This is a genomic window from Halalkalibacterium halodurans (genome assembly GCF_005671335.1).
GTDB classification, from domain to species: domain Bacteria; phylum Bacillota; class Bacilli; order Bacillales; family Bacillaceae_D; genus Halalkalibacterium; species Halalkalibacterium halodurans.
In genome coordinates, this window is the sequence record NZ_CP040441.1 from 2,795,411 (window position 1) to 2,807,777 (window position 12,367).

A 12,367-nucleotide genomic window follows, 5' to 3' on the forward strand; every position below is an offset into this window, starting at 1 on the left:
TCTATCACATGTTTTTATGTTTCTAGTTGCCAATTGGGCAACCTATATGATCAACTTTTTACAACTGCGTGCCCACCAAATTCATTTCTTAAAGCGGCAACCACTTTCCCTGAAAACGTATCATCACGTAAGGAACGATAGCGCATCATTAATGACAAAGCGATTACAGGCGCTTCGATTTGTAAATCTAGCGCGGTTTCCACCGTCCATTTTCCCTCACCGGACGAATGCATCACACCGCGAATCTTTTCTAAGTTCGCATCCTTTGAAAAGGCTGATTCGGTTAGTTCCATCAGCCATGATCGGATGACCGAACCGTTGTTCCACACTTTTGCTACCGCTTCGTAATCATAGTCAAACGGGCTGTTTTCTAACAGGTCAAACCCTTCTGCAATCGCTTGCATCATGCCGTACTCTATGCCGTTATGAATCATCTTTAAAAAATGTCCACTACCGACAGGGCCTGTATATAAATATCCATCTTCTACTGCGATTTCTTTTAATAGGGGGGCTAAAGATTCAACAACCTCTTTCGTTCCTCCCACCATTAAACAAGCACCTTCACGTGCCCCGTCAATGCCACCGCTTGTTCCTGCATCCACAAAATGAAGCCCCTTCGCCTCATATTGCTTTGCACGGCGTAACGTATCCTTATAATTCGCATTCCCGCCATCAATCACAACATCCCCTTCGTCCAAAAGAGAGCTTAGCTGTGAAACGACATTTTCTGTTATATCCCCGGCTGGAACCATGACCCAAATCTTGCGTGGTGCTGATAGTTTGCTTACGAGCTCTTCTAGCGAATCAGCTTCTTTTGCACCAGCTAAGCCAATTTCTTTTACCGCTTCACGATTCACATCATAAGCGACAAGCTGATGTTCGTGATCAAGGATATTGAGGCCCAAATTGTACCCCATTCGTCCTAAACCGATTAATCCAATCTCCATGCAGACACTCCTCACTCCACAAAGTATGAAAAATTATTTCCTTGTCTCCACATTATATGATAAAAAATTTCTTTTTCAATAGTTTTTTGTGAAAAAATATTTTTTTATTCGCTTTTTTCTTTTATACTATAAGTAAACGGCAGTTGATCTAATCAATGGAAAGAGAGTGTGGTGACGCCTATGTCAAACGAGCAACAGCATTGCCTTCCAAGAATTCGAGCTTCCTATAGTAGCTTTAGTGAAAAAGAAAAGCAAGTGGCCGATTATATATTAGCCAACCCTAACAAGATGATCCATTCCACAATCAATCAAGTGGCTGAGGATTTAGGCGTTGCAGAAGCAACCGTATTTCGCTTTTGTAAGCGCTTAGGTTTCCAAGGTTATCAGGCGATGAAAATTGCGTTAGCCTCTGAAATCGTCACGCCCATCCAAGACATCCATGAAACCATACAAGAAGATGACGATGAAAAAACGGTGGCCGATAAAGTGTTTAAATCGAACATTCGAACGCTTGAAGATACGATGCAAGTGCTGGATGTGGAGTCTTTCAAGCGTGCCGTCGACTACCTTCTCCATGCAAGACGAATTGAATTTTACGGTAATGGTGGATCAGGGGTGATTGCGTTAGATGCCCACCATAAATTTTTGCGGACAGGCATCCCTTCAGCCGCCTATCATGATTCACACTTTCAAGTCATGTCCGCCTCACAATTAACGAAGCAAGATGTGGCTGTTTTCATTTCTCATTCAGGGACGAATCGCGACTTGCTCCAAGCGTTAGAAGTAGCGAAAAGTCATCAGGTGAAAACGATTGGGATCACCACGTATGGAAAAACACCATTAAGCAAAGAAGTGGATATCGCCCTTTATACTGTTTCCCAGGAGACTGAATACCGTTCTGAAGCATTGGCATCTCGCCTGGCACAATTAAGCATCATTGATGCCCTCTATGTCAATGTAAGCATCAGGCGAAAGGATGAAATGAAAAACTCTTTGCATAACATGCGAAAAGCGATTTCACTGAAAAGAATGTAGAAAAAAGGGGTACAACTATGAATGATCGATATGTAATCGGATTAGATATTGGTACAACAAGTACAAAAGCTGTACTGTTTCACTATGATGGTGCTGTGATCGGAGAACTGGAGGTCGAATACCCTATTCTCCGACCTCAGGCAGACTGGGCTGAACAAGATCCAGACGAAATTGTCAACGCTAGTAAACAGGCAATCCGCGTACTCATGGAACGGACATCCGTCTCCCCTAGTGCCGTAACTGCTGTCGGTATTTCGTCGGCAATGCATTCCATCATTTGTTTAAATGAAGACAAACAACCGCTCTCCAACGCCATCATCTGGGCGGATACAAGGAGCAGCGAGCAAGCAGCACAATTAAGATTGTCACTCAGTTCTCAATTCATGAAACGAACGGGAACCCCCTTTCATCCGATGACACCTTTTTGCAAATTAACATGGATGAAACAGAAGAAATACCCGCCTTTTATAGAGGCTTCCTCCTTCGCCTCCATTAAAGAATATTTGTGCCTTTTATGGTTTGACGAGCATGTAGTCGATTATGCAACAGCCTCTTCCTATGGGATGTTCGACATCGACGCATGCGTGTGGGACGTGGAGGCTTTACAGCTTTTACAGCTTTCCTCTGAACAGTTCGGTAAGCCTGTTCCACCAACGTACACCCTTTATGGTATGAGTGCTGCACTTGCAGATGAACTTGGCCTTCTTCCTTCCACTCCTTTTGTTGTGGGAGCCACTGACGGTCCACTTGCTAACTTAGGAGTTGGCGCTACTGGGGAAGGGGATACCGTGATTACGATTGGAACGAGCGGCGCCATTCGTCAACTGTCCTACCGTCCAATGGTCGACGAGCATCAACGCACGTTCTGTTATCGTGTCGATGACCATCTTTTTGTTTCAGGCGGGGCGACAAACAATGGCGGTATCGTATTACATTGGCTACAGAAGCTATTTGCGATAAATGGGCTTGAGAAAAATGCTAGTTTCACACCGAGCTATGATTCGCTGCTTCGGCTTGCCGAACAATCACCAGCTGGGGCGAATGGCGTTCTGTTTCTACCATACTTAAATGGAGAACGTGCCCCTATTTGGGACGGAGCGGCCCGGGCAAGTTTTGTCGGATTAGGAATGTCACATCATCAACCAGACATGATTCGCGCTGCATTAGAGGGGACGATCTTTAGTCTCTATCATGTCGGGCAAACGCTGAAAGAAATGAGCGGTAGACCGACCCGCTTGTTTGCCAATGGTGGTTTTTCACGTTCAAGGTTTTGGCTTCAAATAGCGGCCGACATGTTTAATCAAGAACTACTGTTGCCAAAAAGCCACCAAAGCGCAGCATGGGGAGCGGCGTGGTATAGCTTATATGCTTTAGGAGAAGTTCCTTCCCTAGCAGCCATTAAAAATAGTGTCCCGATGACCAATTCCATTCTTCCTGTAACTGAACATTCTCTCGTCTATGAAAAAAATTTCACGTTTTACGAAAAATTAGCCACCTCTCTTCCGATGCTTCGGAAATAACGAGCTTTTTGTTTTATATCAAACTATCAATAATAATCTTGTATTATAACAGCCACTACAAAAAAATGTAGTGGCTGATTTCCCTTATTTTTGAAATTGCGCTTCCTCGGTCGAACCAGTAAGTGCAGTCGTTGATGATGTTCCCCCTGTGATTGTTTGTGCCACTTGATCAAAATAACCGGTTCCCACTTCACGTTGATGTCTCGTTGCAGTATAACCTTTTACTTCACTGGCAAATTCGGCTTGCTGAAGTTCAGAATAAGCGCCCATCCCCCGTTGTTTATAGCCATATGCAAGCTCAAACATGCTATGGTTCAGTGCATGAAAGCCTGCAAGCGTGACAAATTGGAACTTATACCCCATCTTACCGAGCTCTTGTTGAAATGTTTCGATTGTCGCCCGATCTAGATTTGCCTCCCAGTTAAATGAAGGCGAACAATTGTAGGCAAGTAGTTTTCCAGGGAATTTCTCATGAATCGCGTCGGCAAATTGCTTCGCTTCCTCTAACGAAGGCTTTGATGTTTCACACCAAATGAGGTCCGCATATGGAGCGTACGCTAAGCCTCTAGCAATCGCTTGCTCAATACCTGCATTCGTCCGATAAAACCCTTCCGGCGTTCGTTCTCCCGTAATAAAACGTTGGTCTGCTGGATCAATATCACTCGTAATTAAATCAGCTGCATCTGCATCGGTCCGGGCGACCAAAATCGTCGGCACTCCCATAACATCTGCTGCTAGTCTTGCTGATACTAAATTGCGGATTGCCGTCTGCGTCGGGATGAGAACTTTTCCGCCTAAATGACCACACTTCTTTTCGGAAGCGAGTTGATCCTCAAAGTGAACCCCAGAAGCTCCTGCTTCAATCATCGCTTTCATGAGCTCAAAGACGTTTAATTGACCACCAAAGCCAGCTTCCGCATCAGCTACGATTGGCGCGAAATAATCCACTTCTCCTTCCCCTTCAAGGTGTTGAATTTGATCAGCTCGCTGAAGTGCTTGATTGATCCGCTTTACGACACTTGGAACGCTATTGGCAGGATATAAGCTTTGGTCTGGATACATATGTCCTGCTAGATTGGCGTCTGCTGCTACTTGCCATCCACTTAAATAAACCGCTTTCAAACCCGCCTTTACTTGTTGGATCGCCTGTCCCCCAGTCATCGCACCGAGGGCATTCACGTAATCCTCTTCGTGGAGTAGCTTCCATAGTTTTTCCGCCCCAGTCTTTGCAAGGGTATACTCGATTTTAAGCGAGCCTCGTAGTTTGACTACCTCCTCTCCGCTATATGGACGCTCCACTCCTTGCCACCGCACGTCATTGCTCCAAGACATCTCTAATTTTTCCGCTGTTTCTTGCCATCCACTCATCATACTCTCCCCTTTTTTCATTTTTCGTCAGGATTACCTGACAACAACTGTAATAATACAGTATTTGATTTATGACTTTATAATATAACAGATTGATTGCGATGACAACCACTTTTTTCTAACATTTTTGAACTTTCTTTCGACACAATGAAAAATGATTGTCAAATCTGCTCGAATTATGCTAACCTAAATGTAACTTCATAGGAATCCACTAGGGGTGCAAACCGCTGAGAGAGATGTTTTTTAGCATCTTAACCCTCATTCACCTGATCTAGGTAATACTAGCGAAGGGAAGTGGCCATCGTCATTACTGTTCATTTATGGAACTGATTGAAATTGAACGATGATTACAAGCCACTTCTTTTTTAGACAGTGGCTTTTTATTTTGTCCGTTCAATGAATCTAGGAGGTGTTTAAGCTGTCGGTTATCGAAGAGTTACTAGCTCATGTCGACAAAAACAAGGAGGAGCTACTTGCCCTCGTTCAAACGCTTGTCGCCTATCCAACCCCAAGCCCTCCAGCAAGAAATACGGCTGACGCCCAACAGTATATCCGTACGTATTGTGAGAAGCTTGGCTGTAATGTAGACATGTGGGACGTTTATCCAAACGATCCTAACGTTGTAGCAATCTTAAAAGGTACATATAGCGAATCATATCGAAGCCTGATTTTAAACGGTCATATCGACGTGGCCGCCGTCGATGAATCGGAAGAGTGGAAAACACCGCCGTTTGAAGCAACCGTTAACCAAGGAGTGATTCGTGGTCGTGGAGTGGCAGATATGAAAGGTGGTCTTGCCGCTTGTTTATTTGCGATGAAAACGCTACATGCGTTCAATATTCAGCTTCCAGGAGACCTGATCTTTCAATCTGTCGTCGGTGAAGAGGTTGGCGAGGCGGGGACAAAAAGTTGTTGTGAAAGAGGGTACACAGCTGATCTTGCCATCGTCAGCGATACGAGCCATTGCGAAATTCAAGGCCAAGGTGGTGTGATCACAGGCTGGATTACGGTTAAAAGTCCTGTTACCTTTCACGACGGAACAAGACGGAATTTGATCCATGCTGGTGGAGGAGAATTTGGCGCGAGCGCCATTGAAAAAATGATGAAGCTCATTCAAGGCCTACAAGAGCTTGAGCGTCATTGGGCCGTTACCAAATCGAGCCCAGGTTTTCCGCCAGGGATGAACACCATTAACCCTGCCTTTATCGAAGGCGGCCGTCACCCTGCGTTTATCGCCGATGAATGCAAACTATGGATTACTATCCACTACTACCCGCATGAATCCTATGAAGAGATCGTCCGTGAAGTCGAAGAGCATCTTTTGCACGTAGCCAAAGCAGATCCTTGGATGAGGGAGCACCCGCCATCCTTCTCATGGGGCGGTACTTCCATGATAGAAGACAAAGGAGAGATTTTCCCTGCCTTTCAAATTGATGAACAAAGTGACGCTGTGCAACTACTAAAAAAAATTCATTACCATTTAACAGGTGAAGAGGTAAAAACGAGCATGTCACAGACCGTAACCGACGGAGGATGGTTGGCTGAAGCGGGCATTCCGACCTTGCTCTTTGGGCCTGGGAAACTTGAAGATGCCCATAGTGTCAATGAAGAGCTAGAAATTGCTGAACTAGTTCAATATACGAAAACATTGCTGACGTTCATCTATGAATGGTGCCATCTTAGAAAAGCGTAGGGACTGGACCTAAAGATCGGAGAGAGGAAGTACGAGAATGCCCCCTCGGGAAGGTACCCGCTTTTGGCGCTTGGTGCGAGTCTCTGGTGATCCTTTCTTTACTTATGAGAAAAACTAGCTTACGCCAAGTCTTAATGACTGAAGCGCTCGTATTGCTTAATCTTTAATCACTTTCATACTTATAGTGAAAATAATAAGGAGGTATTCGTATGTCTTTTGCAGCCAGTTTGTATGAAAAAGCTCAGCCTATTTGGAAGGCTGGTTACAACCATCCATTTGTTCAAGGGATTGGTGACGGCACACTAGAGAAGTCGAAATTTCAATTTTTCATGAAGCAAGACTATTTGTATTTGATCGATTACGCGCGCCTTTTCGCCCTTGGGACATTGAAAGGAAACGACCTACAAACAATGTCAACGTTCTCCAAGCTTCTCCACGCAACGTTAAATGTTGAAATGGATTTGCACCGAGCGTATGCAAAACGACTCGGCATTTCGGCAGAGGAACTGGAGGCAACTGAACCAGCCGCGACAACCCTCGCTTATACGAGCTACATGCTTAATGTAGCACAGCGCGGCTCGTTGCTTGACTTAATCGCTGCGGTTCTTCCATGCACATGGAGCTATTACGAAATTGGGGTCAAACTCAAAGGCATCCCTGGTGCTTCTGATCATCCTTTTTATGGCGAATGGATCAAGCTTTATGCTTCTGATGAATTCAAAGAGCTCGCCGATTGGTTAATTCAAATGCTAGATGAGGAGGCAAAAGGGCTATCTTCAAAAGAAAAAGCCAAGCTAGAGACGATCTTCCTAACGACAAGTCGATTGGAAAACGAGTTTTGGGACATGGCGTACAACGAACGTATGTGGAACTACAATGGTTAAAGAGCTGTTAACGTTCGAGGAGGTTTCCTTTGCCTACTCTTCCTCCTCACCTGTCATTGAGCGACTGTCGTTTACTGTGTTTGAAAATGAGATCGTTGCGATTTTAGCAAAAAGCGGTTCAGGGAAAAGCACACTGTTTCGCTTGATCACCGGATTAGAATCACCCGATCAAGGGACGATTGTTTGTCATGCTCAAGGAAAGATCGGTTACATGCCACAGCAAGACTTACTGTTGCCTTGGCTCACGATTTTAGAAAATGTGTCCCTTCCCCTTGAAATTCAAGGAAAAGACAAAAAAGAAGCCAAAATAATTGCAGCTTCTTTTTTCAACCGGTTCGGTTTAGTAGGGACCGAATCTCTTTATCCTGATGCCCTATCTGGAGGAATGCGACAACGGGCGGCTTTTTTACGTGCGACATTAACAAGCGAAACACTCCTACTACTAGATGAACCGTTTGCCTCATTGGATAGTTTGACAAAAACGTCGATGCACCGCTGGTTAGTATCGATGTGGGAAAAGGAAAAACGAACGCTTTTGCTCGTCACCCACGATATTGAAGAGGCCCTCCTGCTATCTGACCGTCTGTTCATTTTTACGAATCAGCCTCTTCATGGCTTTACTGAAGTTCAAGTGCCGCCGGACTTAAGGCGTAAAATGGAAACCACAGAAGAGATGGAGCAACACCGGTCCTCATTAAAAAAAGACATTCGTGCCTTATTGATAGAGGAGTCGTTGCGATGAAAAGATCCTATCAAGCACTCGAACCTACTCTTTTCTTTCTAATGCTCATGGTGATATGGGAGATTAGCGCTCGTATGATCGGTCAACCGTACCTTCTCCCCTCACCGATCCAAATCGTCATGCGTACGATTGATCTTTCGGAATCGTTGTTCTTTACCCATCTACCTGCTACCTTGGCGATCATCTCAATCGGATTGGCCCTGTCAATCGTACTCGGAATCCTCCTTTCCTTGCTTATGTTTTGGAACGAACGGGTCGAACGAGCGGTCTATCCGTTGCTAGTGGCTAGTCAAACGATTCCTGTTATTGCACTAGCGCCGATTTTCGTTTTATGGTTCGGCTACAGCATTTGGAGTAAAGTCGCCGTTACGGTTTTGTTGACCTTTTTCCCGATTACAGTAAATACGTACGATGGATTGAAGAGTACGAACCGCCAGTATGAGGAACTGTTTTACACGATGGGAGCGACGAAAAGGCAGTTGTTTTTTCGACTGTTCGTCCCATCGACGCTGCCTTCCTTTTTAACAGGCCTTCGCATCGCTGTTCCTTTGGCGGTCATTGGTGCTGCTGTTGGTGAATGGTTAGGTGCTAACGAAGGACTCGGTTATTTCAGCAGAAGAATGATGACTCAATTTGACGGACCCGGTGTTTTCGCACCGATTTTCATCTTATCGTTACTCGGGATTTTAGGCTTTGCTGCAATTAAAAAGCTAGAGAACATCTTACTACCTTGGAGGAAAAAACAATGAAATCATTTAAAATCATAAGTCTGCTTTTAGCGATTCTTTTTTTAGCAAGCTGTCAAACGAATACAGCATCTGATGATGAAGCATTAGAGACGGTTGAAGTGATGCTCGACTGGTATCCAAATGCCGTCCACACGTTCTTATATGTTGCGATCGAAAATGGCTATTTTGCAGAGGAAGGATTAGACGTGGACATCGTCTTCCCTACGAATCCAACCGATCCTATTCAACTGACAGCGAGCGGGGCGATTCCCCTTGCGCTTAGCTACCAACCAGATGTGATTTTGGCCCGTTCAAAAGACTTGCCGGTTGTGTCTGTTGCATCCGTCGTTCGTTCCCCGCTCAATCATGTGATGTTTTTGGCTGAACAAGATTTCGATTCACCTGCTGACTTAGTCGGACTTACGGTTGGCTACCCAGGAATCCCAGTCAATGAACCGATTTTAAAAACGATGGTGGAAGCTGCTGGAGGTGATTATGAGCAAGTCCATTTAATGGACGTCGGCTTCGAATTAGGAGCATCGATCGTGAGCGGTCGTGCCGATGCCGTTGTCGGAACATACATCAACCACGAATACCCGGTGTTAAAGCACGAAGGGCACGACATTTCCTACTTCAATCCCGTTGATTATGGTGTGCCTGAGTATGATGAGCTCGTGCTTATTTCAAATGAAGCATACGTTGAAGAGTCTGGGGAAGTGCTTGCGGCCTTTTGGCGTGCAGCATCAAAAGGGTACGAATGGATGGTTGAGAATCCTGATGAAGCGTTGAATGTGCTCCTCACAAACCAAGATGAGGCAAACTTCCCGCTTATTCAAGAAGTAGAAGAGGAAAGCCTCTCCATATTGCTAGAGAAAATGGAAAATCCGAATGGACCGTTTGGTGGACAAGATGCTGAATCTTGGGAAGAAGTGATTAGTTGGCTAGATGCTCATGACTGGCTCGAACAACCTGTTGTTGCAGAAGACGCCTTTTCACCCATTACGGATTGATAAGTAAAAAAGCAGCGTGCCGATCAAGCACGTTGCCTTTTTTTATTGGTCTTTTTCTTTTGATTCTAACGCTCTTGCGGAGGTAAGATCTCATCCTCTGATTCTCGCTTCATATACACGCTGCGGCTCGGGAACGCAACAGATACTCCTTCTTCCTCTAAAATCTCGATGATTTTTAAGTTGATCTCTTCTTTCACCACATACCATTCAGACCAGACGATGGTGTTCGTAAAGAAATAGATAAAAATATCGAGGCTAGAGGAGTTAAATTCACTAAAATGAACCATGATCACCTCTTGATCCACTTGATCGTGCTGACGCAAATAGGCTTCAATTTTCGTTCGCACCGATTGGAGCTGCTCTTTCGTCGTTGCGTATTCAAGTCCAAGGTTAAACGTAATCCGTCGTTTTCGCATCTGGGACCAGTTCGTAATCGGTTCACTTGCAAGCGTTGAGTTCGGAACGGTTACCACCGAATCCGCAAACGTGCGAACTCTCGTGCTACGGAACGTTATATCTTCAACCACACCCTCAACAGTTGGCGTCTGGATCCAATCCCCTTTCGAGAATGGCTTTTCAGTCACGATAATGACCCCGCCGAAAAAATTGCCGATCGTATCTTGTGCGGCCAAGGCAAACGCCAATCCCCCTAAGCCTAGACCTGCGATAAAGCCACCGATCTTAAACTCCCATTCCGCAAGGATGATCAGAATGGTGAGGGCCACGACAATAAACCGTAGCATTTTGGACAAAAACGGGATAACCATACTGTTTTCATCAAGATCCATCCATTTGGCAATTGTTAAAAAGATCGTCGAATGGGCCGCTGTATAATTAAAAAATCCCCATCCTAAAAGTAAAATTAATAGCGAACGGTACAAGTGGTCTACAAAGGCGACAGCTGTCACGGGGAACGGCAAAGCCATAAGAGCTAAGTATGTTCCGAGAATAATCCAAAACGCCCGCAACGGCTTCTCAAAGGAAAGTAACAAGTTTGTAAGGACGTCGGTTTTCGACTTTTTCGCTAGCCGTAAAATAAGCTTAAAAATATACTTCGTAAATACTTTTCGAAATACAAGAAAGATGATAAAAATCGCAACGGGTATAAGATAGTCTTGCCAGTTAAACCGTTCAAACGATTGAACAAAACGTTCCCATTGTCTCGCGTAATATGAATTCATGGTAACACCTACTTTTCTCTCTCGATTGTTAACAAACCGGATGTGCAAGCCATCTAATCTTCTCTCCTCTAATTTACTATTTTAGCACAGATAGAGCTGACGATTGTATTAGAAAAACATAATCCTTTTCTGTTTGAACGAGACAGTTTCAAAAAAGCCCGCTGCAGCAGCAACCGTAGCAACAAAGTTAAACGAATCGCTTGGGCTTAGGATGATTGACGCTTGGCATCTCATTTTAGGCTTTCTTTGTTTTAAAGGACTTGCCACTTTTCACTCCTACAAAAAAAGCTCCTCCTTACTCAGTAGGAGGTAGCTCATTTTCGACAACTTCGCGAATCATTTCACCGATTTGATTGTCCTCTTGATTTTCTCTTTGCCTTCTAGAGTGTCTGCCTTTTTGTCCTTTAAGTGTTTGTGCAAGATCATCGCTCCACTCATTCCCGATTTCCATCATCGTCGCGGTTACTTTCCCTTGTCTAAGACCGTCTAACTGCTTTATCATATTTTTACGAGTGACTTCTCCTCGCTCAGGGGCAAACAACAAGGCACTAGCCGCGCCAACGACTCCTCCTAAAAGAGCACCAACAAACATGCCGTTCATGCTTGAATTTCTTCTTCTTTGAAACATAGGTTGTACTCCTTTCTCATTCTGTCACATATAGTGTTAACAAAAATGGATTGAATATGTGAGTTCCCGTTATAGTTTCATTTTTCGCTGAAAAAGGAATAAATAAAAAGATCGTCTTATTTATGAGAAAAGGATGTGATACGGCATGAGCAAACGTCCGAAAGCACTTCAGAACATTATTGATTTCCGCTACGTTCAAACCGTCGGATTTTGGGAGCGTTTTCAAAAATTTAAACAAGAAGATTTCATTAGTGAAGAGTCAAAATTTTTTATTCTCACTCATTTTGCGGTGATGACGGCAGACGTCGTAAATTCTCTTTCAGGCTTCCACTCTGATGAATGGGAGGAAGAAGATGAGGCCATCTTCCCGTTTTTATCTGAAAGGGGAAAAGAATTTATTGCCCGCCAAGAAGAAATACCAGGACATGAAGAGATCAAAGTAAAAGACTTTCACGAAGTTCTCGTTTTAAAGAATGTCTCGATCCAACCGTTCGTCTCAAAACAAACGATCAAAATGCAGCAAATGCTTTTATTTAGTGATCAAGTCGTCGGTATGACATTTGGCGAAGTCCCTGAACCAACAGACGAAGATGATGAATGAGCCTGAGATCTTCGGAAATTATTTTTACTA

12 protein-coding genes and 1 riboswitch are annotated in these 12,367 nt (G+C 44.3%); of the genes, 8 read left to right on the forward strand and 4 right to left on the reverse strand.

What is annotated here, in order from left to right:
- Window positions 1-50: 50 nt before the first annotated feature.
- Complete coding sequence (gene gnd, locus FED51_RS13525) at window positions 51-947, reverse strand: phosphogluconate dehydrogenase (NAD(+)-dependent, decarboxylating) (protein ID WP_010898823.1); 897 nt, start codon at window positions 945-947, stop codon at window positions 51-53.
- A gap of 180 nt (window positions 948-1,127) precedes the next feature.
- Here gnd and FED51_RS13530 point away from each other — a divergent pair, with 180 nt between their 5' ends.
- Window positions 1,128-1,982 carry a MurR/RpiR family transcriptional regulator gene (locus tag FED51_RS13530; RefSeq protein ID WP_053430846.1) on the forward strand — a complete coding sequence of 285 codons (855 nt, stop codon included), beginning with the start codon at window positions 1,128-1,130 and terminating at the stop codon, window positions 1,980-1,982.
- Between the two features lie 17 nt (window positions 1,983-1,999).
- Entirely contained in the window at window positions 2,000-3,502 is a 1,503-nt protein-coding gene (locus FED51_RS13535) for a gluconokinase (RefSeq protein ID WP_053430845.1), read from the forward strand.
- Window positions 3,503-3,586: 84 nt separating this feature from the next.
- Here FED51_RS13535 and aceA read toward each other — a convergent pair whose 3' ends face one another.
- Window positions 3,587-4,870: an isocitrate lyase gene (gene aceA, locus FED51_RS13540; protein WP_053430844.1), complete on the reverse strand. Its 1,284-nt coding sequence runs from the start codon at window positions 4,868-4,870 to the stop codon at window positions 3,587-3,589.
- 203 nt (window positions 4,871-5,073) lie between these two features.
- Window positions 5,074-5,180, forward strand: a riboswitch (TPP riboswitch).
- Window positions 5,181-5,279: 99 nt separating this feature from the next.
- Between aceA and FED51_RS13545 the strand changes: the two genes are divergently transcribed.
- The 5 genes from FED51_RS13545 (at window position 5,280) to FED51_RS13565 (ending at window position 9,927) form a co-directional block, all read left to right on the forward strand.
- A complete protein-coding gene (locus tag FED51_RS13545; protein WP_053430843.1) occupies window positions 5,280-6,563 on the forward strand; it encodes an acetylornithine deacetylase in 1,284 nt (427 codons plus the stop codon).
- Window positions 6,564-6,772: 209 nt separating this feature from the next.
- Window positions 6,773-7,447, forward strand: coding sequence for a thiaminase II (tenA, locus tag FED51_RS13550; protein ID WP_053430842.1), 675 nt, complete (start codon window positions 6,773-6,775; stop codon window positions 7,445-7,447).
- A complete protein-coding gene (locus FED51_RS13555; protein WP_053430841.1) occupies window positions 7,440-8,189 on the forward strand; it encodes an ATP-binding cassette domain-containing protein in 750 nt (249 codons plus the stop codon). The genes tenA and FED51_RS13555 overlap by 8 nt, the downstream gene beginning before the upstream one ends.
- Complete coding sequence (locus FED51_RS13560; protein WP_053430840.1) at window positions 8,186-8,938, forward strand: ABC transporter permease; 753 nt, start codon at window positions 8,186-8,188, stop codon at window positions 8,936-8,938. The genes FED51_RS13555 and FED51_RS13560 overlap by 4 nt, the downstream gene beginning before the upstream one ends.
- On the forward strand, window positions 8,935-9,927 hold the full coding sequence (locus FED51_RS13565; RefSeq protein ID WP_138090590.1) for an ABC transporter substrate-binding protein: 993 nt from the start codon (window positions 8,935-8,937) through the stop codon (window positions 9,925-9,927). Before FED51_RS13560 ends, FED51_RS13565 begins: the two co-directional genes overlap by 4 nt.
- Window positions 9,928-9,992: 65 nt before the next feature.
- On the opposite strand, the gene FED51_RS13570 is transcribed toward FED51_RS13565, so the two are convergent.
- Window positions 9,993-11,108, reverse strand: coding sequence for a mechanosensitive ion channel family protein (locus tag FED51_RS13570; RefSeq protein WP_138090592.1), 1,116 nt, complete (start codon window positions 11,106-11,108; stop codon window positions 9,993-9,995).
- 295 nt (window positions 11,109-11,403) lie between these two features.
- On the reverse strand, window positions 11,404-11,736 hold the full coding sequence (locus FED51_RS13575) for a YtxH domain-containing protein (protein ID WP_010898833.1): 333 nt from the start codon (window positions 11,734-11,736) through the stop codon (window positions 11,404-11,406).
- A gap of 145 nt (window positions 11,737-11,881) precedes the next feature.
- Between FED51_RS13575 and FED51_RS13580 the strand changes: the two genes are divergently transcribed.
- Window positions 11,882-12,337, forward strand: coding sequence for a hypothetical protein (locus tag FED51_RS13580; protein WP_010898834.1), 456 nt, complete (start codon window positions 11,882-11,884; stop codon window positions 12,335-12,337).
- Window positions 12,338-12,367 lie beyond the last annotated feature (30 nt).

Coding starts and splice junctions, on each gene's coding strand:
- gnd (WP_010898823.1), bottom strand. CDS start 947: ATGGAGATTGGATTAATCGGTTTAGGACGAATGGGGTACAATTTGGGC.
- FED51_RS13530 (WP_053430846.1), top strand. CDS start 1,128: ATGTCAAACGAGCAACAGCATTGCCTTCCAAGAATTCGAGCTTCCTAT.
- FED51_RS13535 (WP_053430845.1), top strand. CDS start 2,000: ATGAATGATCGATATGTAATCGGATTAGATATTGGTACAACAAGTACA.
- aceA (WP_053430844.1), bottom strand. CDS start 4,870: ATGAGTGGATGGCAAGAAACAGCGGAAAAATTAGAGATGTCTTGGAGC.
- tenA (WP_053430842.1), top strand. CDS start 6,773: ATGTCTTTTGCAGCCAGTTTGTATGAAAAAGCTCAGCCTATTTGGAAG.
- FED51_RS13555 (WP_053430841.1), top strand. CDS start 7,440: ATGGTTAAAGAGCTGTTAACGTTCGAGGAGGTTTCCTTTGCCTACTCT.
- FED51_RS13560 (WP_053430840.1), top strand. CDS start 8,186: ATGAAAAGATCCTATCAAGCACTCGAACCTACTCTTTTCTTTCTAATG.
- FED51_RS13565 (WP_138090590.1), top strand. CDS start 8,935: ATGAAATCATTTAAAATCATAAGTCTGCTTTTAGCGATTCTTTTTTTA.
- FED51_RS13570 (WP_138090592.1), bottom strand. CDS start 11,108: ATGAATTCATATTACGCGAGACAATGGGAACGTTTTGTTCAATCGTTT.
- FED51_RS13575 (WP_010898833.1), bottom strand. CDS start 11,736: ATGTTTCAAAGAAGAAGAAATTCAAGCATGAACGGCATGTTTGTTGGT.
- FED51_RS13580 (WP_010898834.1), top strand. CDS start 11,882: ATGAGCAAACGTCCGAAAGCACTTCAGAACATTATTGATTTCCGCTAC.